Origin of the sequence: Mesorhizobium sp. CA4 (assembly GCF_020165075.1) — a bacterium.
Classification (GTDB): domain Bacteria; phylum Pseudomonadota; class Alphaproteobacteria; order Rhizobiales; family Rhizobiaceae; genus Mesorhizobium.
This window is the reverse complement of record NZ_JAIUHK010000047.1, coordinates 16,558-40,182: the sequence shown is the minus strand read 5'-3', so window position 1 is coordinate 40,182 and position 23,625 is coordinate 16,558. Positions and strand designations below refer to the sequence as shown.

21 protein-coding genes and 3 pseudogenes are annotated in these 23,625 nt (G+C 60.7%); 12 read left to right on the top strand and 12 right to left on the bottom strand.

What is annotated here, in order from left to right:
- Window positions 1-87: 87 nt before the first annotated feature.
- Window positions 88-454, top strand: a pseudogene (locus tag LB528_RS27175) (SPW repeat protein).
- A 68-nt stretch (window positions 455-522) separates the two neighbouring features.
- A complete protein-coding gene (ftsH, locus tag LB528_RS27170; RefSeq protein ID WP_224716948.1) occupies window positions 523-2,358 on the top strand; it encodes an ATP-dependent zinc metalloprotease FtsH in 1,836 nt (611 codons plus the stop codon).
- Between the two features lie 132 nt (window positions 2,359-2,490).
- Here the strand turns inward: ftsH and LB528_RS27165 are convergent, their stop codons facing one another.
- A complete protein-coding gene (locus LB528_RS27165) occupies window positions 2,491-2,673 on the bottom strand; it encodes a hypothetical protein (protein WP_224517315.1) in 183 nt (60 codons plus the stop codon).
- Window positions 2,674-2,936: 263 nt separating this feature from the next.
- Between LB528_RS27165 and LB528_RS27160 the strand changes: the two genes are divergently transcribed.
- Window positions 2,937-3,194: a methyltransferase gene (locus LB528_RS27160; RefSeq protein ID WP_224517316.1), complete on the top strand. Its 258-nt coding sequence runs from the start codon at window positions 2,937-2,939 to the stop codon at window positions 3,192-3,194.
- A 376-nt stretch (window positions 3,195-3,570) separates the two neighbouring features.
- On the opposite strand, the gene LB528_RS27155 is transcribed toward LB528_RS27160, so the two are convergent.
- Entirely contained in the window at window positions 3,571-4,467 is an 897-nt protein-coding gene (locus LB528_RS27155) for a LysR family transcriptional regulator (protein WP_224716947.1), read from the bottom strand.
- A gap of 123 nt (window positions 4,468-4,590) precedes the next feature.
- Between LB528_RS27155 and LB528_RS27150 the strand changes: the two genes are divergently transcribed.
- From LB528_RS27150 to LB528_RS27125, 6 genes are all read left to right on the top strand, one after another.
- Entirely contained in the window at window positions 4,591-5,424 is an 834-nt protein-coding gene (locus LB528_RS27150) for an SDR family oxidoreductase (RefSeq protein ID WP_224517320.1), read from the top strand.
- A 42-nt stretch (window positions 5,425-5,466) separates the two neighbouring features.
- On the top strand, window positions 5,467-6,456 hold the full coding sequence (locus LB528_RS27145; RefSeq protein WP_224716946.1) for an aldo/keto reductase: 990 nt from the start codon (window positions 5,467-5,469) through the stop codon (window positions 6,454-6,456).
- 14 nt (window positions 6,457-6,470) lie between these two features.
- Window positions 6,471-6,653: a hypothetical protein gene (locus tag LB528_RS27140; protein ID WP_224517327.1), complete on the top strand. Its 183-nt coding sequence runs from the start codon at window positions 6,471-6,473 to the stop codon at window positions 6,651-6,653.
- An 18-nt stretch (window positions 6,654-6,671) separates the two neighbouring features.
- Window positions 6,672-7,685 carry an aldo/keto reductase gene (locus tag LB528_RS27135; protein WP_224716945.1) on the top strand — a complete coding sequence of 338 codons (1,014 nt, stop codon included), beginning with the start codon at window positions 6,672-6,674 and terminating at the stop codon, window positions 7,683-7,685.
- 135 nt (window positions 7,686-7,820) lie between these two features.
- The gene (locus LB528_RS27130; protein WP_224716944.1) at window positions 7,821-8,513 is read left to right on the top strand and encodes an SDR family oxidoreductase; all 693 of its coding nucleotides are present in this window, start codon (window positions 7,821-7,823) and stop codon (window positions 8,511-8,513) included.
- A 65-nt stretch (window positions 8,514-8,578) separates the two neighbouring features.
- Window positions 8,579-9,172, top strand: coding sequence for a flavodoxin (locus tag LB528_RS27125; protein ID WP_224716943.1), 594 nt, complete (start codon window positions 8,579-8,581; stop codon window positions 9,170-9,172).
- Between the two features lie 529 nt (window positions 9,173-9,701).
- Here the strand turns inward: LB528_RS27125 and LB528_RS27120 are convergent.
- From LB528_RS27120 to LB528_RS27085, 8 genes and pseudogenes are all read right to left on the bottom strand, one after another.
- The gene (locus LB528_RS27120; RefSeq protein ID WP_224716942.1) at window positions 9,702-10,313 is read right to left on the bottom strand and encodes a hypothetical protein; all 612 of its coding nucleotides are present in this window, start codon (window positions 10,311-10,313) and stop codon (window positions 9,702-9,704) included.
- Window positions 10,314-10,586: 273 nt separating this feature from the next.
- Window positions 10,587-10,903 (bottom strand): annotated as a pseudogene (locus LB528_RS27115) (phage integrase central domain-containing protein); the annotation flags it as partial.
- A 247-nt stretch (window positions 10,904-11,150) separates the two neighbouring features.
- Window positions 11,151-12,806 (bottom strand): ABC transporter ATP-binding protein, encoded by a 1,656-nt coding sequence (locus tag LB528_RS27110; RefSeq protein ID WP_224517335.1) that lies wholly within the window; start codon window positions 12,804-12,806, stop codon window positions 11,151-11,153.
- Complete coding sequence (locus LB528_RS27105) at window positions 12,796-13,620, bottom strand: ABC transporter permease (RefSeq protein WP_224517337.1); 825 nt, start codon at window positions 13,618-13,620, stop codon at window positions 12,796-12,798. Before LB528_RS27105 ends, LB528_RS27110 begins: the two co-directional genes overlap by 11 nt.
- A 65-nt stretch (window positions 13,621-13,685) precedes the next feature.
- A complete protein-coding gene (locus LB528_RS27100; RefSeq protein WP_224517387.1) occupies window positions 13,686-14,732 on the bottom strand; it encodes an ABC transporter permease in 1,047 nt (348 codons plus the stop codon).
- Between the two features lie 62 nt (window positions 14,733-14,794).
- On the bottom strand, window positions 14,795-16,402 hold the full coding sequence (locus LB528_RS27095) for an ABC transporter substrate-binding protein (RefSeq protein WP_224517339.1): 1,608 nt from the start codon (window positions 16,400-16,402) through the stop codon (window positions 14,795-14,797).
- A gap of 116 nt (window positions 16,403-16,518) precedes the next feature.
- Window positions 16,519-16,872 (bottom strand): Rieske (2Fe-2S) protein, encoded by a 354-nt coding sequence (locus LB528_RS27090; protein ID WP_095769888.1) that lies wholly within the window; start codon window positions 16,870-16,872, stop codon window positions 16,519-16,521.
- An 11-nt stretch (window positions 16,873-16,883) separates the two neighbouring features.
- Window positions 16,884-17,966: an amidohydrolase family protein gene (locus LB528_RS27085; RefSeq protein WP_224517344.1), complete on the bottom strand. Its 1,083-nt coding sequence runs from the start codon at window positions 17,964-17,966 to the stop codon at window positions 16,884-16,886.
- A 100-nt stretch (window positions 17,967-18,066) separates the two neighbouring features.
- Between LB528_RS27085 and LB528_RS27080 the strand changes: the two genes are divergently transcribed.
- The gene (locus tag LB528_RS27080) at window positions 18,067-18,954 is read left to right on the top strand and encodes a LysR family transcriptional regulator (protein ID WP_224517345.1); all 888 of its coding nucleotides are present in this window, start codon (window positions 18,067-18,069) and stop codon (window positions 18,952-18,954) included.
- A gap of 90 nt (window positions 18,955-19,044) precedes the next feature.
- A complete protein-coding gene (locus tag LB528_RS27075; protein WP_224716941.1) occupies window positions 19,045-20,124 on the top strand; it encodes a hybrid-cluster NAD(P)-dependent oxidoreductase in 1,080 nt (359 codons plus the stop codon).
- 320 nt (window positions 20,125-20,444) lie between these two features.
- Here LB528_RS27075 and LB528_RS30485 read toward each other — a convergent pair.
- Window positions 20,445-20,774 (bottom strand): annotated as a pseudogene (locus LB528_RS30485) (SOS response-associated peptidase); the annotation flags it as partial.
- Between the two features lie 96 nt (window positions 20,775-20,870).
- Here LB528_RS30485 and LB528_RS27065 point away from each other — a divergent pair.
- Window positions 20,871-22,046, top strand: a complete 1,176-nt coding sequence (locus LB528_RS27065) for an alpha/beta fold hydrolase (protein WP_224716939.1) — start codon at window positions 20,871-20,873, stop codon at window positions 22,044-22,046.
- A gap of 598 nt (window positions 22,047-22,644) precedes the next feature.
- On the opposite strand, the gene LB528_RS27060 is transcribed toward LB528_RS27065, so the two are convergent.
- On the bottom strand, window positions 22,645-23,490 hold the full coding sequence (locus LB528_RS27060; RefSeq protein ID WP_224517351.1) for a LysR family transcriptional regulator: 846 nt from the start codon (window positions 23,488-23,490) through the stop codon (window positions 22,645-22,647).
- Window positions 23,491-23,625 lie beyond the last annotated feature (135 nt).

Here is a 23,625-nt window from a genome sequence, read left to right as displayed (position 1 = left end):
CTCCCCCAAGGAGCGCCGCCGCATCCGTCTCCCTCGCGAAGAGACGGTTCATTAATGGCGCACACAATCGACAAGGAGGAATGAACGATGCTGAAGTCACTGTCTTCGAATAGCCGGACGGCGCTCGATGTCGTCAACATCGTCGTCGGGCTCGGTCTTTTCCTGTCTCCCTGGTATCTCGGCTATACGGGGGGAGAGCCACGCCGCGTGGAATGCTTGGATCGTCGGCGCGGTGGTTGCGTTGATTGCGGTCGGCGCGCTGGTGGCGTTCCGTGAGTACGAGGAATGGGCCAACCTCGTCCTCGGTCTATGGTCGATCGCAGCGCCCTGGCTGCTGGGCTTCGCGGCCGTAACGGCTGCCATGTCGGCTCACGTGATCGCCGGCATTGTCGCTGCGGTGGTCGCCGCCGGCAATGTCTGGTCGGCCCACAACCGTCCGCTATCTACGGCCTGAAACAGGCGCTTTGGCGGGTCTCTATAAGCCGGGCCCGCCCCCTCATCAGAAAGAGCGGGACCGGGATCATGGAAATGAACAAGAAGACCCGATTCAATATCGGCTACTGGGTCGTCGCCTTCCTCATGCTGATGGCCTTCCAGTACTTCTTTGCGACAGCGAGACAGGTCGCGCAGATTCCTTACAGCGATTTTGAGACATACCTTAACCAGGGCAAAGTCGCCGAGGTGGCGGTTTCGGACCGCTTCATTCAAGGCCGTTTCAAGGAGCCGCTCAACGGCCGGCCCATGTTCATCACGACACGTGTCGAGCCCGACCTGGCGCGCCAATTGCAGAGCCATGGCGTGGTCGTGACCGGCCAGATCGAAAGCACTTTCCTGCGTGATCTCCTCTCATGGGTCGTACCAGTTCTCATGTTCGCCGGCGTGTGGATGTTCATGCTCAAGCGCACGGGCGGCGACCTGGGCGGCGGGCTGATGCAGATCGGAAGGTCCAAAGCCAAAGTCTATGTGGAGAAGGATACCGGGGTGACGTTCGCCGAAGTGGCCGGCGTCGACGAGGCGAAGGACGAACTGAGGGAGATCGTTGATTTCCTCAAGGACCCGAGAAGCTATGGCCGGCTCGGCGGCCGTATGCCGAAGGGCGTGCTCCTCGTCGGCCCGCCCGGCACCGGCAAAACGCTGCTCGCCAAGGCGGTGGCGGGCGAAGCCCGCGTGCCGTTCTTCTCGATTTCCGGCTCGGAATTTGTCGAAATGTTCGTGGGCGTAGGCGCGGCGCGCGTGCGTGATCTGTTCGAGCAAGCGCGCGCCAAGGCGCCCGCCATCATCTTCATCGACGAACTCGACGCGCTGGGGCGCGCCCGCGGCATCGGTCCGCTCGCTGGCGGTCACGACGAGAAGGAGCAGACGCTGAACCAATTGCTCGTAGAGCTCGATGGGTTCGATTCATCGACGGGTCTGGTGCTGCTCGCCGCAACGAACCGGCCCGAAATTCTCGATCCAGCGCTTCTCCGCGCGGGTCGCTTCGACCGGCAGGTTCTGGTGGATCGGCCCGACAAGGCTGGGCGTATCCAGATCCTGAATGTCCATCTAAAGAAGGCAAAGCTCACGAAGGATGTGGATGCCGAGAAGATCGCGGCACTCACGCCAGGCTTTACCGGCGCGGACCTCGCCAATCTCGTCAACGAGGCAACATTGCTTGCAACGCGTCGCAGGGCCGATGCGGTGACGATGGACGACTTCAACAACGCCATCGAGCGGATCGTCGCGGGACTGGAAAAGCGCAACCGCCTGCTTAATGCGAAAGAGCGCGAGATCGTCGCCTATCATGAGACGGGTCACGCGCTCGTCGCCATGGCCCTGCCCGGGGTCGATCCGGTGCATAAGGTCTCGATTATTCCAAGGGGCGTGGGGGCGCTCGGCTACACGATCCAGCGCCCCACCGAGGACCGCTTCCTGATGACGCGCGAAGAGCTGGAAAACAAGATGGCGGTGCTCCTCGGCGGGCGCGCCGCGGAACAGATCGTTTTCGGTCATCTCTCGACCGGCGCGGCCGACGATCTTGTCAAGGTCACCGACATCGCGCGCGCTATCGTCACCCGCTACGGCATGACCGAGAAGCTCGGCCATGTTTCATTGGAGAAGGAGCGTCGTTCGTTCCTCAGCACGGATCAGCCCTATTATGGGCCGCAGGACAGGTCGTATTCCGAACAGACCGCTGCCGCAGTCGACGAAGAGGTCAAGCGCATCGTGGATGAGACGTTCGATCGGACAGTCAATCTCCTTCTCAAGCGCAGACATGTTCTGGAGCGGATCGCTTTGAAGCTCCTGGAGGTAGAAACGCTCGAGGAAAGGGAAATCGCAGCCATGGTGCAGGCCAAACAGGTTTCAGAAGCGAGCGCCTGAGGTCGCGGCAGGCCATGGCGCCGCCGGCACCTATGCTTTCAGGTCCAAGCGTCGCCAGCGCCTTCCGGAGCGGCTTTCGCCGTCGCGACGTTGTTTTGTCCTGACGGTCGGAGTTGTCGTTTCAGTGCAGCCCTAACGCTTCAGATTAGGCCTGATCGCCTCGACCTCTTCTCGCGTGTTCGTATCGGGTAATTCGCCCAGGCCCTCCGGATTTGGTGCGGGATTCGCACGCGTATCTTTTGGCGGCTTTCCCTCCGGCTTGACGCCGGACGGTTTGGATTCCTCCCCTTTTTTCTGCTTCAGCTTTTTCGGCATCTTACTCCTAGCCTCGCATGGCACCGGGACCTGCAACGGCATCATTGAATGCCGCTGCAGAAGCTTTGGCGGAACGTTACATGCGAACAGTTGGTTCCTGCCAAAAACGAGGCGGCGGCGGGCGCTGGAACCCATCGGAGGACAACTCTCGTTATGGGGCCGGGCTGGCCGGCGAGCTGCCTCACTCCCACTCGATTGTATTGGGCCATGATGCCTGCTGATTTTGGCCCCAAGCGCATTCTACATGACTGGGACGACGCGGAGTGCCTGCAAATTCTCTCACTATCCAGCGGACGGCGCCGAAGCAGGCCAGGGTGTTGATCGTCGAGCAGGTCGGCCCCGGCCCGGACACCTCGCATTTCTCCAAACTGTTTGACGTTCACATGCTGGTCTGGGGCAGCGGCCGGGAACGCACGGGGGAGGAATACGCTGCGCTGCTAGAAAGCTCCGGCTGGAAATACCGCCACACCTGGTATCCGCCTTCAAAGATGCTGGGCATCGTCGAGGGCGTGAAGGAATAGCGGCGCCCTCTAGGATATCCCACACCTCTCACTCCCACTCTATTGTTCAAAACCAATGTATGATTTAGCTTGGTTTTTTCTTGTTTTCTGCGCGAGAAACCGACCCGCGGGCCGTCAAAAAGTTACGGTCTTGGTTTTTAAAGGGAAGTTTCTTTACAAATTTTTTTGCTGGGTTCGACATCTATCGCTGTCGATCGGTCCCCTGACGGCCGTTTGCGGGCCAACAATGTGCCGCTCGGCCAGCGCAAAAGTACCGTCACTCCTATAGCAGAGACCTCCCTCATGCGCGAGCCTGGCGGGCCTGTCCCCGCTTTCAAGGACGGTCGGCCGGAACTCTTCAGCCGGTACACCGCACGCCGCACCGGGGCGGATACTGTCACGGGTCTCTGTACCGCAAGGCGTCGACGAGCAGCGAAAACGCCGGAGGGAGCTGTCGGCGATCGGGATAGTAGAGATGATACCCCGAAAAAGGCGGGCACCAATCGTCGAGAACGCGTTCCAGCTTCCCCGATCTAAGCAGCGCGTCGGCCTGATCCTCCAAGACACACGCGAGGCCTACTCCTTCCGCCGCAGCCGCCAAAATCATGGGTATGTCGTTGAGTATCAGCGGACCTTCGACGCGAACATTGAGGTCGCGGCCGTCGCGGCCGAATTCCCAGGTGTAAAGGCCGCCTTTGGTCTGCATGCGAATGTTGATGCAGGCATGCGCGGTCAGATCATGGGGTGTGTGGGGACGACCATGGGCGGCGAAATAGGAAGGCGCGCCGACGACCGCCATGCGCAGTTCGGGGCCGATCCGAACGGCGATCATGTCCTTCGCCACCTGCTCTCCAAGCCGGATGCCGGCATCGAAACGATCGGCAATGATGTCGGTGAGATGGCTGTCCATCGAGATCTCGACCGTCACCTCCGGACAGTCCTTCAGCATCTTGGCGACCGCCGGCCAGAGGATCGTCTCGGCTGCATGCCGGCTTGAGGTGATCCGCACCGTGCCCGCGGGCCGCTCGCGCAGAGCACTGAGCGCCGAAAGCCGTGCATCGATTTCGTCGAAGGCCGGGCGCAGGGTGGCGATCAGCTGTTCTCCCGCCTCGGTCGGCGCAACGTTGCGGGTGTTGCGGGTGAGAAGCTTCAGGCCCATCCCGGCTTCCAGCCGCCGGACGATCTGGCTGATCGCCGATTGAGAGGTGCCGAGCTTGGCGGCCGCCCGCGTGAAACTGCGCGCTTCAGCCACGGCAAGGAAAACCGCCAGATCGCTCAGTTCCTCCCGCTTCATTGATAAGTTCCAGATATAACCGCATGCACAACTTAGCACCTAATAGCTGAGACTCCTACCACCTATGTCATCTCTACGCGGCTCGCGGCTCGGAACGCCCTGCAAGCCTAATGGAGACGGCACATGACGAGAGACGTGATCGTGGTAATCGGCGCCGGAGGAATCGGGCAGGCGATCGCGCGGCGGCAGGGTTTCGGCAAGACGATCCTGCTAGCCGACTGGAACGAAGAGACGCTCGCGAAGGCGGCGGCAGATCTGGACGGCGCCAGCTATGCGGTGGTGGCCCAGAAGGTCGACGTTACCTCGCGCTCGTCGGTGCAGGCACTGGCGGAAGCCGCCGCGGCGCTGGGTCCGGTCATGCAGGTGGTAAACACGGCAGGCCTGTCGCCCAACATGGCCCCGGTCGAGAAGCTGCTCGAAGTTGATCTCTACGGCTCAGCCCTGGTGTTCGAGGAGTTCGGCCAGGTCATCACCAACGGCGGCGCCGGCCTCATCATCTCCAGCATGGCCGGCCACATGATGCGCCAACTACCTGAAGAAGACGAGAAGCAACTCGCCCACGCGCCCGCGGATGAGCTGCTCGCATTGCCCTGCGTGCAGGCCGACGCCATTCCCAATACGCTGGTCGCCTATATGGTCGCGAAGCGCGCCAATTTCCTGCGCGTGCAGGCCGAGGCGATGCGCTGGGGCCAGCGTGGCGCGCGCGTCAACGCGATGAGCCCTGGAATCATCGTTACGCCGCTGGCGGCGCATGAGCTGAACTCCGAGATCGGCGACATCTATCGCGCGATGGTCGAGGCTTCGCCGTCGAAGCGGATGGCGCCGCCCGACGAGATCGCCGTCGCGGCGAGCTTCCTGCTCGGTCCCGATGCCGGCTTCATCACCGGCAGCGATCTTCTCATCGATGGCGGTGTCATCGCGGCGATGCGCGCCGGCAAGCTGCCGACGCCGGGCTGAACGCCCTTCCTTCTTCTAAAACGATCGAAAAGGATTGAACCCATGAAACAGCGCATGCTTGGAAGCCTCCCCGTGAGCGAGATCGGCTACGGCACGATGAGCTTCGCCTCAACCTACGGAGCTTCACCCGACCGCTCCGAAGCGATCCGCGTCATCCGCGGAGCGCACGATCTCGGCGTCACCCTTTTCGACACGGCGGAGGCCTATGGCCCCTGGACCAATGAGGAGCTCGTCGGCGAGGCGCTGCGGCCGTTCCGCGACCAGGTTGTGATCGCGACCAAGTTCGGCTTCAACATCGATCCTGCCACCGGCGAACGGCGGAGCGGCGTCAACAGCCGCCCCGATCACGTGCGCCAGGTCGTCGACGCCAGCCTGAAGCGCCTCGGCATCGAGACGATCGACCTGCTCTACCAGCATCGCGTCGATCCGGCCGTGCCGATCGAGGACGTCGCCGGCGTGGTGCGCGACTTGATTGCGGCGGGCAAGGTCAGGCATTTCGGCATGTCAGAAGCCGCGGCTGCCACGATCCGGCGCGCGCACGCGGTGCAGCCGGTAACCGCGATCCAGAGCGAATATTCGCTGTGGACGCGTGAGCCTGAAGCCGAAGTGCTGCCGCTGTGTGCCGAGCTTGGCATCGGCTTTGTGCCGTGGAGCCCGCTCGGAGCCGGCTACCTCACCGGCAAGGTCGATGCGTCGACGCCGATCGAGAGCAGCGACTTCCGGGCCGCGTCGCCGCGCTTCACCACCGAGGCCCGCGCCGCCAACCAGGCGCTGATCGAACTCCTCAAGCGCATTGCTGCGGACAAGAAGGCGACTCCGGCCCAGATCGCGCTCGCCTGGCTGCTCGCCCGCGCGCCGTTCATCGTGCCGATCTTCGGAACGCGCCGGCTCGATCGCGTCGAGGAGAATCTAGGTGCGGCCAACGTCGTGCTGACGCCAGCGGACCTCGGCGAGATCGAGACCGCGATCGGCAAGATCGAGATCAAGGGCGAGCGGCTCCCGGCGGAGATCCTGAAGCTCTCCTATCGTTAAGGGGAGCTTACCCGATGAAAACGCGCGAACTCGGCCACAGCGGCCTTACCGTCTCCGCTCTTGCCCTCGGCTGCATGGGCATGAGCATCAACTACGGCGCGCCGCGCGACAAGGTGGAGATGATCCGCCCCGTCCGCCTCGTCACCAAGTCGGAGGTCGGCATCGGCGAGAGGTTCGGCGTTCATGGCGCCCGCTGAACATCAAAGGAGTAGATCATGAAACAAAGAATGCTTGGGAAGCTCGCCGTCAGCGAGATCGGCTTCGGCTGCATGGGCCTCGACTTCAGCTATGGCCATCGCGTCAGCCGCGAAGAAGGGATCACGCTCATTCGCCAGGCGGCGGAGCGCGGCGTCACCTTCTTCGACACCGCTGAGATCTACGGCCCCTTCACCAACGAAGAGCTGGTCGGCGAAGCGCTTCGGCCCATCCGCGACCAGGTCGTGATCGCCACCAAGTTCGGCTTCGACATCGATCCCGACACCGGAGAGAATCGCGGCGTATCGAGCCGGCCGGAGCACATCCGCGGCCATGTCGAGCGCTCGCTCAAGCGCCTCGGCGTGGAAACCGTGGATCTCATCTACCAGCATCGCGTCGACCCCACCGTTCCGATCGAAGACGTCGCTGGCGTCGTTCGCGACCTGATCACGGAGGGCAAGGCGAAGGGTTTCGGCCTGTCCGAGCCCGGCGTGCAGACGCTGCGCCGTGCGCACGGCGTGCAGCCCGTCACCGCCGTCCAGAACGAATATTCGCTGTGGTGGCGGGCGCCGGAAACCAACGGCATCCTGGCCACCTGCGACGAGCTCAGCATCGGCTTCGTGCCCTACAGCCCGCTCGGCAAGGGGTTCCTGACCGGCACGATGCGCGCAGACACCAAACTCGACAAGAGCGACTTTCGCGCGGCGATCCCACGCTTCCAGCCAGAGGCGCTCGCCAAGAACCAAGCGTTCGTGGACCTGCTGAAGCGTATTGCGGCGGCAAGAGGCGCCACCCCGGCGCAGATCGCGCTCGCCTGGCTGCTGGCCCAACGTCCCTACATCGTGCCGATCCCCGGCACCACCAAGCTGCACCGGCTGGAAGAAAATCTGGGCGCCGCCGATATCGAACTGACCGCGGGCGATCTCGCAGAGATCAAGTCGGCGCTTGCCGGTCTAGAAGTCGAAGGCGACCGCTATACGCCCGCGGGCAATGCGATGGCCGGCGTGGAAGCCCCCACGAAGGAGATTGTCTGATGTCACAGGTTGTCGTCGTCGTGGGAGCCGGTTCCATCGGCCAGGCAGTCGCCCGACGGGTAAGCGTGGGCAAGACGGTGCTGCTCGCCGACCTGCGCCCGGAAAATGCGGAGGCCGCTGCCAAGGCGCTGAGCGATGCTGGCTACGATGCCCGCACAACCACCGTCGATGTTTTCTTCGCGTGGATCGGTCGAGGCGCTGGTCGCATACGCGGCCGCACTAGGCGAGGTCACCGGCCTCATCCAGGCCGCGGGCGTCTCGCCCTCGCAAGCACCGATCGAGGCGATCCTGGAGGTCGATCTCTACGGCACGGCGCTACTGCTGGAGGCGTTCGGAAATGTTGTCGCGAAGGGGGGCTCGGGCGTCGTGATCTCGTCTCAGTCCGGGCACCGCATGGCGCCGCTCACCATCGAGCAGAACCGGCAACTGGCGATCACCCCTGTCGACGAACTGCTCGACCTTCCGTTTCTCCAACCGGGTCAGGTGCAGGATACGCTCCACGCCTATCAGCTTTCCAAGCGCGGCAATGGACTGCGCGTGCAGGCGGAAGCTGTGCGCTGGGGCCGACGCGGCGCCCGCATCAACGCGATCAGCCCCGGCATCGTCATGACGCCGCTCGCCAAGGACGAACTGAACGATCCGCGTGGCGAAGGTTATCGCAAGATGATCGAGAGCTCGATCGCGGGCCGCGCGGCCACGCCTGATGAGATCGCCAACGTTGCCGCCCTGCTGACGGGGACAGATGGCGCCTTCATCACCGGCAGCGACTTCCTGGTCGACGGCGGGACCACGGCCGTCCACTGGTTCGGCGAAGCCAACCGGGGATAATTCTCGATCAGTCCAGATTTCAATCCGTGGGCAAGGTCTTGCTCCGGCCAAAAGGCGAAAAGACCATGATCGGAAAGCCAACGCGCGGCGAGTTCCATCGGCGGCAGATCCTGCGAGGGGCAGCTCTCGCCGCCGCCTCGAGCTGGACTGTCCCAGCGGCCTCTGCGCAAGGGTCCGGTCGGGGCGCCGTGATCTTCCTTTCCAGATCCAGCAATACGCGGATGCTGGCGGGGGACCTGTCGCGCCGCTTCCATCCCGATCTGGTCGAGATCCGCCCGCGTGATCCCTGGCCCGAGGACTACGAAGAGATGGTCGATTGGGCGACGCGCTGGCGCAACAGCGACCAGCTTCTGCCGCTGAAATGGACCCTCGACCTCGCGGATCGTGCCTTCATATTCCTGGGCTTCCCAATTTGGGGCGGGTCGCTGCCCGCGCCTATGCGAAGCTTCCTCGCGACCGCCAATCTTGCCGGCAAACCCGTGCTGCCGTTCATCACACACGGGGGCTTCGGCGCCGGCGACGCGATGGCCGAGGTTCGCCGCCTGATGCCCAATGCCGCTTTTGCCGAACCTCTCATCCTGCAATGCGATCAGGAGCGCGCCAGCCTGAACGCATTGCGAGGCTGGCTGAGCGATGTAGCTGCCGCGATCCCGCGCTGAGAACGGCGAAATTCTCGTCTAGATCTTTCTCGATCCGGAGGGTTGCTCATCGTCCGCAGCGGTGAACTGCAATCGGGTGGCCTCTAGGATCGTCCAAACTCTATTTCGTGCTATTGACTGGACAATCTACGCTACAGTGCCCAAACCTATCCGACCTTATCCCCCGTCATTCCCACTCTATTGTTCCAAACCAAGGTAGTCGTTGATCTAGCTGGGTTTTTTCTTGCCTGACGCGCGAAAAGCCGACCTCCAGGCCGTCAAAATCTTACGGTATTGATTTTAAAGGAGAAATCGCACAAAAATATTTTGCGCGGTTTCGGTACCTATTGAGGTAGATCGCCTCTCGAAACTGATCTTCGGCTGCTTGGCGTCGCTCCAGAGCCCACCGAAAAGTACCGTCATCTCTCCCGTTTTCAGCCCGTCCGGTTTTGGACAAGCTTGGCGATAAGTTGACACCTCTCCAACGGATCTCAGGATCTTGGCGGAGCTGCGGTGGGGTTTGCCGGGCGGGCGAGTGGATTGTTGCGCACTAACGCTTGCGCAATAAAACCGGTACGACGTGGTGAAAAGCGATTCCCTCATCGCGGTGTTCACCTCCGGTAATCGCTGCAAACCATGCTGCCGCAGCGCCAAGCGCGGAGCCTGCAGCAGTCGCAAAGCTAAAAATGGCAGCTATGTGGGCTGAAAGCCGCACCGTGCTTTCGTTGATTTGCGCGTCGGGGCGATTGACCACGGCGGCCGCGCCGTGCCCATCAATCATTGCCAAGAAAAACGCTGCTCCAAGTGTCGCTAGGGCCCAGACTGCGATGCCGTGTATGCCATCGCGGAATTCGCTTTCACTTTGGCTGCTATCTTCCCAGCGCGTGCGCATTCGTCCAGCTACATAACCGCCAGCTGCGGAACTTGCTATAGCAACGATAACTACCCACAGCCCGGCCACCAGCACATTCCAGGAAGCGCCACCGGTGGGAAGAGTCGGAGAACCCAGCGCCAAACCAGCGCTCGATCCGAATTGCAGAAGAACCACCGAAATGGCGCAAGCGATGACACCCCCGCCAAATATGCCTCCCCACTCAAGATAGGACGAGGTAGCCACTTTTGGGGTCACTGCAGCGCTTTCCGTTGGGGCTATTTTGGCCATGATCTTACCGAAGTCCAAAAAATGATAGAATGAACAAAACGATCACGACGAGGCCAACAAGATAGATTATTCCGTTCACGGCATCCTCCTCCTGATTGCGGACCGAAACACAACGTGTCCGTGATGTTTTGGTTGCAAAGAGCCCGGCCCGGAAATCTGAACATTGACGATAATTGGAAATTCCGCCTGAGATCGGCATTCCCAATGATGTGCGCGTCTAAGCAGCAGCAAAGCTGATTCAATGCATCCGTTGCCCTGCTTCGACCGGAATGCATCGTCGGCAGGGTTGGCAACCTTCTCGCCGTGCAGGATCGCAATCCATAGATCTGCTTCAGAATGTTTCGCACGTACATAGCCATCGCCAGAGCCCCGCGGGTCAACGATTTTGCCACAGTGGGTCCTTAGATCGTCCGGCCTGATTTCCATCAGAAGACGATTGCGCCATACCGGCAGAAGCTCGCGCTCAAAGACAGAACGTCGCATGGCTCGGGTGCTGTCGGCCATCGATGCGCTGGTCAGCCACTTCTCGCCGAATTCTGCGAAGCTCTTCGTTCCTTGATGCGGCGCTTCTCGCGCTGCTTCTCGATCGCACCGGTTCACGTGCCCAAAATCAGTACGAAAAGAGGGCTCCTCGCAAAAGTCAAGGTGCCCTCACCGGCTCCTATCAATTCATTAGAGACAATGGTCTAAAAACCTTCCTGATTGCTACCGACGTCGGGGCATCTGAGTTCGAATTGGATGAAGCTACCGGAGCAGCATCGATCGCATTAAGATGGGCAATGCGGACGCGAGCGGCCACGGCGGGCACTTCTTCGTCGTTCCGGTTGGCAGGGCTGTTCAACCAGCCGCACTTGCGATGCCTTGGTTCTTCCGTCTGGCCAGCAAAGTCGTGAGCCAGTCCGGATCCATCTCCGGCACGGACGAAAGGAGCAGTTCTGTGTAGGCTGCGTGGGGCGGCGTCAGTATCTCGGTTTTTAAGCCCTGCTCCACTACCTTCCCCTGATGCATGACTACAACCTCGTCGGCAATCGCTCTTACCGTTGCGATATCGTGGGTGATGAAGATGTAGCTGATGCCGAGTTCGCGCTGCAGGCGCATCAGCAGCGTCAACATCTCTTCCTGTACAATCTGATCCAGTGCCGAGGTGACCTCGTCACAGATGATGAGCTCCGGATTTGCAGCCAGCGCCCGGGCTAGGCAGATTCGCTGCTTCTGCCCTCCGGACAATTCTCCGGGCAGCCTGTCGAGGAAACCTTCATCCATCTCGATCATGTGCATGAGTTCAGCGATCCGCCGGTCGCGCTGCTGGCCTTTTAAGCCTAAATAGAATTCGAGCGGACGCGCGATTATCTCCTCGACAGTCTGGCGAGGGTTAAGCGCGCTGTCCGGCGACTGATAGATCATTTGGATGCGCCGCAGCAGGTCTTTCGAGCGTTCCTTCAGGGACAATGGGAGCGGCTTGGCATCAAATGAGATCGACCCGGATATGGCAGGCAGCAAGCCCGTGACAACACGGGCTAGCGTCGATTTCCCAGACCCCGATTCGCCCACCACTGCCACGGTTCGGCCACGCGGAACCTTGATGGACACGTCAACCAGCACCTTAACCCTTCCGGCATACGCGGCGGTGACATTGTCGATCGACAGGATGTGATCGTGGGTCTGAATCTCCGGCTTGGCGAGCTTGCGCACGGCCCAGAGCGTGCGGGTGTATTCCTGGGCAGGTGCCGTCAGCATCTGCCGCGTGTCGGCCTCTTCGACGGTTTGCCCATGGCGCAGAACCATGATCCGGTCCGCCATCTGCGCCACGACTGCCAGATCGTGCGTCACGTAGATCGCTGCCGTGTTGAAATCTTCAACAATCCTGCGGATCGAGGCCAGGACCTCGACTTGTGTCGTCACATCGAGCGCAGTGGTAGGCTCATCGAATACGATCAGGTCGGGTCGGCAAGCCATAGCCATGGCTGTCATGGCTCGCTGCAACTGGCCACCGGATACCTGGTGTGGATACCGGAAACCTATGCTCTCGGGTTCTGGAAGCTGGAGGCGTCGATAAAGGTCAATAGCGTCGGAATTGGCCTTGTCTCGGCTGGCGATCCCGTGCGCAACTGCCGTTTCCACGGTCTGATCGAGAAGCCGGTGAGCCGGGTTGAACCAGGCGGCCGCGCTTTGCGCCACGTAGGCAATGCGGGAGCCCCGCAGCCGCCGCCGGCGGGCTTCGGTCATTGACAAAAGATCGACGCCGTCGAACAGCACCGAGCCTTGGGTAATACGGCATCCCGGCTTGGCATACCCCATTGCCGCAAGGCCGATAGTCGACTTCCCGGCGCCGGATTCACCGATTAGTCCGAGCACTTCTCCGCGTTTAAGCGAGAGATCCACGCCGCGCACGATCGGGTGCCACCGCTCATCGGAAAAGCCTTCAACATGGAGGTTCCGAACCTTGAGAAGATCTGTTCCCTTTTCGCGCGCGGTGCCACTGCTATTTTTCATCACGCAGTCCGCTGGTCGAATGCAAAACCCAGTCGACGACGAAGTTCACCGCTACTGTGAGGAGGGCAATGGCCCCCGCCGGTAGCAGCGGCGTGACGTCGCCGTAGGTGATCAGCGTCGCGTTTTCCCGCACCATCGACCCCCAATCAGCCGATGGCGGCTGTATGCCGACGCCCAGGAACGACAGTGCTGCAATGGTCAGAAACACAAAACAAAATCGCAGACCAAATTCCGCTATGAGCGGCGGCAGAATGTTGGGGAGGATTTCCCTGCGCAGTATCCATGCGGGACCTTCGCCGCGCAATTGCGCGACCTCGACAAAATCCATCACCACTACGTTGAGCCCGACGGCTCGCGCCAAGCGGAACATCCGCGTTGAATCGAGCAGCGCTATGATCAAAACGAGGCTGGTGATCGACGAGCCGAATATCGAGAGCAGCATCAGCGCGAAAATCAGGCTTGGGATCGACATCAACACGTCCACCGCACGTGACAATAGCTGGTCTGGCCAGCCCCGGTACATTGCAGCCAGAAGGCCTAGCGTCACCCCCGCTGTAAACGATATGGTTGTTGTGGCGAAGGCGATGCCGATCGTGTTGCGAGCCCCGTAGATCAGTCGAGTAAGCATGTCGCGACCGAGTTGGTCGGTCCCGAACATAAACTCGTGGCTCCACGGCGCGAATGCCTCGCTAAATACCTGCGTTTCTCGATACGGAGCGATCAGCGGCGCAAACAAGGCGACCAGAATGTAGCAGAGGGTTACACCCATACCAAACCAGGCACTGAGCGGGGCCTTCTTCAGCGCTATCCTCATGCGAGACCGGCGCGTGCGCTTTACCCTGGGCGCTCCGGTGGTCTGGATGACGGGCTCTGCGCTTGTCATCGTGGGTGCAAAAGCCTCGGGTTGGTTGCGATCGAAATGATGTCGGCGATCAGGTTGAGCAGAATGTAGGTAGCGGCGAAGACAAGGGCGCAGGCCTGCACGACGGGTACGTCTCTCGATTTCACGGCATCGACCATCAGTTGCCCGACGCCGGGGTAGACGAACACCACCTCGACAACCACGACACCGACGATGAGATAGGCAAGATTGAAGGCGACAACCGTCACGATCGGGGCCCAGGCGTTTGGCAAAGCGTGCCGAAGCACGATCACCATTGGCCGCATTCCCTTCAACCGAGCCATGTCGATATAGGGGCTTGAAAGCATGTTGATGATTGCCGCGCGCGTCATTCGCATCATGTGAGCGACGATGACGAGTGTGAGCGTGATGGACGGCAGGGCTGCACGCCAGACGTGCTCCCAGAACGGAGTCTGGTCGCTGATGTTTGCCAGGGTCGGGAACTTCGGTACGACGTTCAGGGTCCAGTTGATTGAAACCGCAAGCCAGACGGGTAAAGACTGTGCGAACTGGGTGCCGGCGAACGTATCGCGCGAGATGATCAGGAAGGCGAGTATGTAGGCGACGAAGAATTCAGGGAACGAGATCGTCGTAAGCGTCACCGTGTTTACAAGTCGATCGAACCAGCTGTTGCGGTACAGGGCCGCAAGAATGCCCAACCCCAATGCCAGCGGCACCGCGACCAGCGCGGTCATTACCGCCAGGAACATGGTGTTGTAGAGACGAGGGGCAATGATTTCCGCGACGGTCCGCCGATAGCCGGTGCGACTTGCGAACGAGGATCCAAAGTCACCCTGTGCCATCTTACCGATCCAACTGAAATAGCGTTGGATTGGCGGGCGATCCAGGCCGATCTCGTGTTGAAGGGCCGCGACCGTTTCCGGGGTAGCAGATTGACCGAGCGTCGCCTTGGCGAAGTCGCCGGGCAGCATTGCGATCGCCGAAAAGATGATGATCGAAACGATGAACAAAGTGACCAGGCCGAGGCCCAATCGTTGCAGAACCGTTTTTGCGACCGGATTCACACGCATGCGTATACCCAGGGGCGCGCCGTCCGCAGCGCGAGCGGCGCGCTTGGCGAGCACCCCTATGCCTCGGCCGTCCACCAGCGCTCGGCCATCTTCAGTCCGTCATTTTCCCAATTCGGCGCCACATCGCCATGGGCTAGTTTCTTGGATTTGGCGCTAACGAAATTGTTGAACACCAGCACGATGCTGCCGCCATCGTCATGGGTCAGCTGCTGCATTTCGCCATACATGTCGGCGCGCTTGGCCTCATCCGTCTCGGCTCGGGCTTTGACAAGCAATTCGTTGAAGCGGGGATTCTTCCAGAACGACTCGTTCCAGCTGGATTCGGCTGCGAAGGCTTGTGTGAACATCCAGTCGGCGGTCGCGCGACCGCTCCAATAGGAAGCGCACCACGGCTTCTTGAGCCAGACGTTATCCCAATAGGCGTCCTCAGCCTCGCGCACCACATTGACGTCTATGCCACACTGGGCGGCCGTCTCGCGAATGAGCGCGGCCGCGTCTACCGCACCCGCGAAAGCGGCATCTGCCACGGAGAGGTCGACCTTCAGCTTTTCCATTCCCGCCTTCTTCAGATAATGGCGAGCCTTTTCGGGGTCGAAACTGTGTTGCGGCTGCGGGTTTTTGTAGAACTTGATCGCCGGCGCGATTGGATCGTCATTGGCAACGGTAGCATGGCCGAGGAAAATCTTGTCGGCGATCTCCTGACGGTTGATCGCCCATTTCATTGCCATGCGGACATCCGGATTGTCGAAAGGCGCCATGGTGACGTTCATCGGCAAAGTATAGTGGCCGTAGCCGGTGATCTCGATGATCTCGATTTTTGGATTGCGCTTTAACATGCCGAGTGTCTTCAGATCGGCGCGTCCAATATAGTCCACTTCTCCGGTCGAGAGCGCAGCCATGCGTGCGGCCAAATCGGTAATCGCGATGAATTCCACCTCATCCAGGTAAGGCTTGCCGTTCTTGAAATAGTTGGGGTTGCGCTTGAGCTTGGCCGAAACTCCCGGCTGGAAATTCTCAAGCACGAATGCGCCGGTTCGAGCTCCTGATGCCCAATCGGCTTTCCCCTCCACGCTCGGCATGATGACGAAATGATAGTCGCTCACGATGTAGGGGAAATCGGCGTTGCCGCTGTTAAGCGTAAAGACGACCGTTTCGGGACCGTCGGCCTTAATATCGGAAACGGGTTCAAGCAGAGACTTCGCTGCCGACTTGGTGTCGGCACCCATGTGATACCGCATCGAGGTCACGACATCGTCCGCCGTCACGGTCTTGCCGTTGTGGAAGGTGGCGCCCTTGCGCAGCTTGAAAACCCATGTCTTGGCGCCATTGGAAGATTCGAAGCTTTCGGCTAGGTCCGGCTGTATGCCACCCTTGGCGTCGACCTCCGTGAGGCTGTTGGACATGGCCCCCGAGAAAGCTGTTTGCGTGAACGTGTCGGGATAGCCGGCCGGATCAATGGAATCCGTCGTCGCTCCGTGCGCCATGCCGAGCTTGGCGAAGCCGCCTTGCTGCGGTTGTGCCCGGGCCGTGGTGACGAAAATCTGATCGGCTGCTGCGACGGTCAGGCCTGCCGCCACCCCTAGATGAATGAAGTCGCGGCGGGAAACCTTGCCACGCCCGACCAGACTTTGCGCGATGCGAAGTTTGTACTCAGATTCCGACATTTTCGTTCTCCCATTGGCGGATTGTTCCGCGCTCTTTTCAACCCTCGTCGTGCAGTCGATCCGTCAGCTCTTCTTCCCTTGCTTTTCGCCTCTTCGAACCACTGATCGTATGGCCTTCATGCGGTCACATAGATGTTGCCGTCCTCGACCATGACGGGGAATGTCCGCGCGCGGACCGTTGGGTCGACAAGTGCCGAACCCGTCTTGATGTCGAATTCCCAGCCATGCCAGGCGCAGCGCACGATCTCGTTTTCTCGATGGTAGATGAACCGCGCCTCCTCCACCGGCGCGGTTGTCCCGCATTGCGGCCCCTCGCAGAGCGGCGCACCGCGATGCGGACAGATGTTGAGCAGCGCATGGAAGGTTTCTCCGACGCGGAACACACCCACCGAAAGACTGCGGACCTTGGCAATGAAGGGTGTCCCGGCTTTGATCTCGTCGACGCGGCAGATGTAGGTTTTCTCGGCCATATTCTGCTCCGTCAGGCAGCATTCGCGGTTAGGATGGCAGGAATGCGCTTGTAGACGTCGAGCGCATTCTGGCCCATCACCTTCGTCCTCCAGGAGGGCGGGATGTGCAGCGTGTTGGCGTCGTCATAATCCCAATGCGGATAGTCTGACGCAAACATCAGTGTGTTCTCGCCGTCCATCGCTTCCAGAATGGACCAGAGATGCTGGACGTTGGGGGGCTGCTCCAGCGGCTGGGTGGAGAAGCGTATGTTGCGCCGGCAGTACTCCGATGGCAGCAACTTCAGCCATGGCGTCTCCTTGCGCAGCGCCTTGTAGTCGGCGTCGAGGCGCCACAGCACCGTCGGCACCCAGGCGACGCCGCATTCGATGACGACGAAATAGAGTTCTGGCCATTTCTCGAAAACGCCATGAGCGATCATGCTGGCGACGTGGCTGATCGCCGACATGTGCAGGATGGCGTGCGTTTCCCAAAAGAAGGTCGTCGGGGCAGGCGCGACGGCGTTCCAGTTGACGCCACCATGGCCGCCAAGGTGAATGGCGAACGGCAGTCTCATCTCCGCACAGGCCTCGTAGATCGGGTGGTAGAAGGGATCACCATATGGCTTCACGGAGCCTTGGGAGGCTAGAACCTGGACCATGCGAGGATGACTGCCCAGCCGGCGGATCTCGGCGGCCGCCAGCTTCGGGTCCTGAGGCGCAATGATGATCGAACCCATCAAGCGGTCGTCCTTCGGCAACCACTCGGCGATCTGATAGTCATTGTAGGCACTGACCAGCGCACTGGCGTAATAGGGGTTTGCGAGAGTCGAAGCTTCTATCGGCTCGTCCCCGGTCAGGATCGCCACTCCGACATTGTATTTGTCGAGGTGTTTTTCCTTCATGATCCGGTAGTTGTCGGCTTCGGTCTCGGGCCGCACATCTTTGCGGGAGAAATCCTGCGGATGAAACCAAGGGCGATGGCCGTGCGGGAAGGATCCTCTGGGGCCGGTCTTCTCGCCCTCGATGAACATGTCCTTCCAGATGCCGGACAGATAGGGCTCCAATACCGTGGCGCTGGACCAGTAGTTGTGACAATCGCAGTCGACGATAAACACTTAGCTTTCGCTCCCTCTCCGGACGGCGGCATTGCTTGCCGATTAGTTCCTACAGCTTCCGCCTTGACAATTGTCGGATCAAGCCAATGATCTCTGGTTAATGATCGGGTTTTTCGATTGGGGGCGACGCGTGCAGCTGGACCACATAGAGACGTTCCTCGACATTATCGAATCGCGGAACTTCAACCGGACCGCCGACCGGCTGAACATTACTCAGTCGACGGTCAGCACTCGGATCAAGAGCCTCGAAAGCGCGGTAGGGTCGGAGCTTTTCCGTCGTGGTCGCGCCGGCGCTGAGCCGACTGCGGCGGGGCGACGTTTCGAAGCCTACGCGCGGGCGATGGTTTCGACCTGGTCGCAGGCGCGCCATGATGTGCGCGCATTTAACCGGTTCGAGGGAACCCTGCGCGTGGCCGCACAGGTTGGCATGACGCGCTCAGTGCTGCCCGGGTGGGTGGAGACGCTCTGTCAGGCGCTTCCCAAAGCCTCGATCCATGTAGAATCCGACTATTCCAATCAGATGGTGACGGACCTCAGCATGGGCAATCTCGACATAGCGGTGCTGTATGCGCCGCGCTATCTTCCCGAAATTGCCTACGAGCACCTCATGGTCGAGGAATATGTGATGGTCTCGACTTTTGCGAGGACGATGTCGGAGGTCAATCCTGACAGTTACATTCGTCCGGGCTACACCGTCGTACTTGAGAAAACCCATTCGGAGCTGATTCCTTCTCTGGCAATTTCGCGGCTTTCCATGGGATCCGAGAGCCTGGCGGAAGCGATGCTGCGGCGAACTGGGGGGAGTTGTTACATGCGCAACGACGATGCCCGCAGGTTTACGGCCGAGTGCCCGTCATTCCTGGTTGAGGGCGCACCGACGCTCTACCAGCCCGTCCATACGGCCATGCTTGCCCGGCGCAAGCATGAGCCAATCATCCGCAAAGGGCTTCGTGCGCTGCAGCTGGCGGTGATGTCACTCGAGACGTAAATCGAAATTTCCGATTAAAAAGCAGGGATCGAGGCACTGTTCCGGAAAGCGTCTGGCTGCCATGTTTGCGCGTCAATTGAAGAGCCAAACATGAACGCGCATACTTCGTTTCCGGCTTCCGATTTTTTCGCAAGGATGCGGCAGCGGCAATGGGCCGAGGCATCGCCACAGGCAATGCTCTGTCGCGCGATCATCGACGAGACCCATGACGTGAAGACATTTGTCTTCTCGGCTGCGTCAGACCGCATGTTCTGCTTCAATGCGGGGCAATACGTAGTCCTTCACCTCACGGTCGATGGCGCCGCGGTCGCCCGGTCCTATTCCGTTTCGTCGCCGCCTACACGACCGCTCGACTTGCACATTACGGTCAAGCGGACATCAGGCGGGCTCGTTTCCAATTGGCTCCACGAGAACCTGCGGCCTGGCGACCAAATCAAGATTGAAGGCCCGCTGGGCTCGTTCAACCTCGACGGCTTGCCGAGCGAAAAGCCTCTCTTTCTTGCAGGCGGCAGCGGGATCACGCCTCTTATGTCAATGCTGCGAACGCTGACAGACAGGGCGTGCGATCTGGACCTGCGTCTGATCTACAGCGCGCGATCGCCGCGAGACATCATCTTCAGGTCGGAACTCGATGCGCTCGCTGCGCGATTCCCCAACCTGGCTGTGACATACGTCTGTTCCAAGGCAGACCCCTCGTGGGCAGGCCCGACTGGCCGCATAGACGGCCCCATGCTCCTGCGCCTCGTACCCGATCTTGGTGATCGCACGGTCTACGCCTGCGGTCCCGAACAGTACATGAAGGCGCTGCGGGACGGTCTTGGCCAGGCAGGCGTTGATCCACGGGGCTATCATGAGGAGAGCTTCGGCGGGTGCCCGGGCGGTGTTGCTCCGGACGCAGAATCTGCCGTTTCGTCCTCGGTCCATTTCACCCGTTCTGGATTAGAGCATCGCTGCGCGCCCGGAGAGACCCTGCTGGAGGCGGCGCGCAACTGTGGCGTCTATGTTCCCACTGGCTGCCAGCAGGGAATTTGCGGCACTTGCCGGATAGCCAAGCTTTCGGGCGAAGTCGCGATGCATGATCTGGGCGGCCTCACGCCCGAAGAAAAATCGGCGGGGTATGTCCTGGCCTGTTGCAGCCGCGCGCAAGGCGCTGTTTTACTCGATCTTTGACCTCGGTTGAGGTTCTCAACGGGTGATTCCTAATTGACGGCCAAGCTTGTCACCGCCCGCGATTCCAGCTGAGTTCCACGCCTGAGTTGCTAGAAAGGCAGAGTCAGAGCTGTGTGGCCACGTGCCTCCGGGACGGCTTTTGAGCGCCTGAGGCAGCATCAAAATCTAAGCTGCGTTCGGTGGCGATTGTCTGCTGCCAAGGAGTGGCAATGGCCTGCTGCCGGTCTTTCGGCAGGCGGCAAAGCTAATATAGCTTGTCCCTCGAACTCGACGGGGCTCAGACAACCGACATCGAGTGCCTTCGCCGAGGGTTGTAGAAGCTTCTTGCCCTTCTCTGCCGGTTCGGTGAATTCGTAAAAGCCATCGGCTGGTATCAGGCAGCGGTTCGAGGCGAACTCGCGACCGTCCGAGCGGAAATTGTAAACCGGCCTCTTGTTCGGTCCAGGCCAGCTCCACCGGCGCTGAACAAGGTCACCCTCGCTGCTCGCGCCATCGACCGGGCGGATGATCGGCCCGATATCGGTTATCTTGATGTCCTCGCGCGCCTGGATGTTCGGCGCACCTTCACTGAAGCGGATCTTGATCTTGAGATCGGCGAAGTCCTCCACGATCGAGGCGACATCCACCATCAGCCGATAATCATTGCACATGTCTCGCCTTAACTCTGCGGCATTGCGCGGCGGCTTCGTTCCTGTTATGTTCTTTTGGTATGAGCGCAACAGTTTTCGAAGCTGCTTTTCATTCCCATGTTCGATAGGGGGCCAGCCGTCATCGTCCTTGCCTTATGTCTGTTGCTGGCTGGCAATCTCGCTGCGCGAGCGCAAGACGCGTTTTATCAGGCTTCGCCGCAAGAGGTCCTGGGACCCCCTGGAACCATTATCCGGCAGGAGCGGCTGTTCTTTGGCCTTTTCCTTTCGGCGAAAGCCTACCGCGTGCTCTACAGATCGACCGGGCTCGAGGGCGAACCGATCGCAGTCTCCGGCACGATCGTGGTTCCGACGGGAGCAGCGCCCGCCGGCGGAAGGCCGATTGTAGCGTGGGCGCATCCGACCTCGGGCATTGTTCCGCGCTGCGCGCCATCGCTCGCGTTGTTCAAGTTCCAGCAGATCCAAGGTCTGCGGGACATGGTAAGGCACGGCTACATCGTCACGGCGACCGACTATCCCGGACTCGGCACGCCCGGTCCCCATCCTTATCTCGTTGGAATAAGCGAAGGCCGCGCGGTGCTCGATTCGCTGCGTGCGGCTCGAAACCTGTCGGACGCGGAGGCCGGATCGCAGGTTGCAGTCTGGGGGCACTCGCAAGGCGGCCAGGCCGTCCTCTACGCCGGCCTTTTGGCCAAGCGGTATGCGCCAGAGCTGCGCCTGGTCGGGGTTGCCGCGGCTGCACCGGCCACTGATCTCGGAACCCTGCTGCGCGATGATTTCGCGACGCCGGGCGGCAAGAACCTTCTCGCCATGACGTTGTGGTCCTGGGCGCGCGTCTTCGGCGCGCCCATAGACAATGTCGTTCTTCCGGCAACACGGCCCGTGGTCAACCGCCTCGCTGAGGATTGCATAGAGTCGCCAATTGACATCAAGCCGCGAGCCGAGATCGGCAAAGAGCTTCAGCAGCGCTTTCTGCGGGTCAAGAATCTGACCAACCTGCAACCGTGGCGGTCGCTGCTTGCCCAGAACACAATCGGCATCCTGCCCAGCAACATCCCGATTTTCCTGGCACAGGGCGAGGCGGACACCACCGTCGATCCCGCAGTGACCCAACACTACGCAAAGCGGCTTTGTGCAGCCGGCAACCCGGTCCAATTGGTTATGATGCCGAAAGTCGGGCACGCGCTCGCTGCCGATAGAAGTGCTAGAGCGGCGGTCGAATGGATGTCCGATCGGTTCACGGGCGGAGCCCCGCCGAGCAACTGCGGGAGCTGACGGCAGTCCAACCGGGTGCACAAACTCTTGTAAGTCAAATAGGAGCGCTCCATTGAGCTCTGTCGTCATCGGGGGAAGCGCTTTCGTTTGCCTGTTCGGAGCCGCATTGTTTGGAATCTTGCTTAGGCCCCGCGCTCCGGAGCACCATCTAAGCACTGATTCCAAGGATACGATCCGACTCGAGCCCTTCGCCATGGCACGAGTCTGGGGCCTTCATGTGCGGGCCAGCCCGTTTCACCCGGCGATGCGCCAACATCTACTCGAACTCGAGGCCCCGAGGGGCAGATTTTCTAGGAAGCCTTTGGCGCCGCGCCGCTGACTGCGAGCAGGAAGCTTGAGCACGAAAGCCACCTCGCCTTTCAGCGCTCGGAGTCCGCTGTGATGCCGACCACGATGCCAAATCCTGAACGGCCGAAGCTAATGGTGTTTACATCGACAAGATCGTGCCGGATGGGCGTATGTGGCACCCTGCAAGGTCAGGCTTCGTCAGGCGTAGTCGACATGCCTGGGCGGTCTGTCGAACCCGGGGGGCGCAAAGACGGCTTCATCCTGGCCTGTTGCAGCACACCAAGGAGCAACGTCGCAGTCGAACTGCAATCTACGCCGTCATCGATTTGAGCGCTTTGAGAAGGCGAACATGGGTGTGTGAATGATGGTTCCGGATATGTACGGCGGAATAGATGGGATGTGAGATCTTCGGCGCATCGGTAACGAGCTGCGCGACGCCTTCCTGCCGCAATTTCATCGCCACGACGTCGGTGACGAAAGCGGTGCCGCCTCGGCTTCGCAACAGATATGCAACGGCGCCACCATTTCCGGTCGAGACCGGGCTGTTCTCCAGTTCCGGGAGCATCTGCTTGTGGGCGTGGTTGAAGTAGGCCGAATAATTGGCGCGGATATAGTCACCAGACGTGACCTCGCCGAAGGCAACGCCGCGCGTCGAGACCATGACGAAATTCTCCTCGGCGATCTGCTCGTAGTGCATGTCAGGCAGGTGCTGCGGCGAATAGAGCACCGCCAGATCAAGGCTGCCGGTGGTCAGATCGAGGATCATCTGGTTGGAGTAGTCGATCTCGACATAAATCGCCAGTTTCGGGATCGTCGCCCGCACCCATTCCAGCCACCCTTCCAGCACCCGCTCGTACAGCTCGAACTGGATGCCGATGCGGATCAGGCGGTCGAATTTGCCGACCGACTGGATCTCGCGGCGGGCATCCAGCCAGCGCAGCCTGACCGCGCGCGCGTGCTCTTCGAACCGCAGGCCGGCGACCGTCGGCTCCGTGCCGCTCTTGCCGCGGATGAAGAGCTGTTTCTCCAGCAACGTCTCGAGCGCGCGGATGCGGCTCGAGACGGTTGACTGGGTGATGCCAAGCCGCTCTGCGGTCCTATTGAAGTTGCGGGTTTCGATCAGGTCAAGGAACGTATCCAAGAGTTCGATCTGCATTTCGAGCATCCGGCGGGAGGAATTTCCCGCAACGGCTAGCGCTTATTGGGCCTGCCCGACAACGGGTAATCGGATTCCTCGATCAACGTCTCGCCGCCGCTTGCGTTGCCGGGACCTGCCGCCGAAGCGCACAGT

Bases quoted from the DNA above. Each gene is read 5' to 3' on its own strand.
- LB528_RS27145 (WP_224716946.1), top strand. From the start codon at position 5,467: ATGAAACAGCGCATGCTTGGAAGCCTCCCCGTGAGCGAGATCGGCTAC.
- LB528_RS27105 (WP_224517337.1), bottom strand. From the start codon at position 13,620: ATGAGGATAGCGCTGAAGAAGGCCCCGCTCAGTGCCTGGTTTGGTATG.
- LB528_RS27080 (WP_224517345.1), top strand. From the start codon at position 18,067: ATGATCGGGTTTTTCGATTGGGGGCGACGCGTGCAGCTGGACCACATA.
- LB528_RS27075 (WP_224716941.1), top strand. From the start codon at position 19,045: ATGAACGCGCATACTTCGTTTCCGGCTTCCGATTTTTTCGCAAGGATG.
- LB528_RS27155 (WP_224716947.1), bottom strand. From the start codon at position 4,467: ATGAAGCGGGAGGAACTGAGCGATCTGGCGGTTTTCCTTGCCGTGGCT.
- LB528_RS27140 (WP_224517327.1), top strand. From the start codon at position 6,471: ATGAAAACGCGCGAACTCGGCCACAGCGGCCTTACCGTCTCCGCTCTT.
- LB528_RS27095 (WP_224517339.1), bottom strand. From the start codon at position 16,402: ATGTCGGAATCTGAGTACAAACTTCGCATCGCGCAAAGTCTGGTCGGG.
- LB528_RS27135 (WP_224716945.1), top strand. From the start codon at position 6,672: ATGAAACAAAGAATGCTTGGGAAGCTCGCCGTCAGCGAGATCGGCTTC.
- LB528_RS27065 (WP_224716939.1), top strand. From the start codon at position 20,871: ATGTTCGATAGGGGGCCAGCCGTCATCGTCCTTGCCTTATGTCTGTTG.
- LB528_RS27060 (WP_224517351.1), bottom strand. From the start codon at position 23,490: ATGCAGATCGAACTCTTGGATACGTTCCTTGACCTGATCGAAACCCGC.
- LB528_RS27110 (WP_224517335.1), bottom strand. From the start codon at position 12,806: ATGAAAAATAGCAGTGGCACCGCGCGCGAAAAGGGAACAGATCTTCTC.
- LB528_RS27125 (WP_224716943.1), top strand. From the start codon at position 8,579: ATGATCGGAAAGCCAACGCGCGGCGAGTTCCATCGGCGGCAGATCCTG.
- ftsH (WP_224716948.1), top strand. From the start codon at position 523: ATGGAAATGAACAAGAAGACCCGATTCAATATCGGCTACTGGGTCGTC.
- LB528_RS27120 (WP_224716942.1), bottom strand. From the start codon at position 10,313: ATGGCCAAAATAGCCCCAACGGAAAGCGCTGCAGTGACCCCAAAAGTG.
- LB528_RS27090 (WP_095769888.1), bottom strand. From the start codon at position 16,872: ATGGCCGAGAAAACCTACATCTGCCGCGTCGACGAGATCAAAGCCGGG.
- LB528_RS27150 (WP_224517320.1), top strand. From the start codon at position 4,591: ATGACGAGAGACGTGATCGTGGTAATCGGCGCCGGAGGAATCGGGCAG.
- LB528_RS27130 (WP_224716944.1), top strand. From the start codon at position 7,821: ATGCTGGCTACGATGCCCGCACAACCACCGTCGATGTTTTCTTCGCGT.
- LB528_RS27165 (WP_224517315.1), bottom strand. From the start codon at position 2,673: ATGCCGAAAAAGCTGAAGCAGAAAAAAGGGGAGGAATCCAAACCGTCC.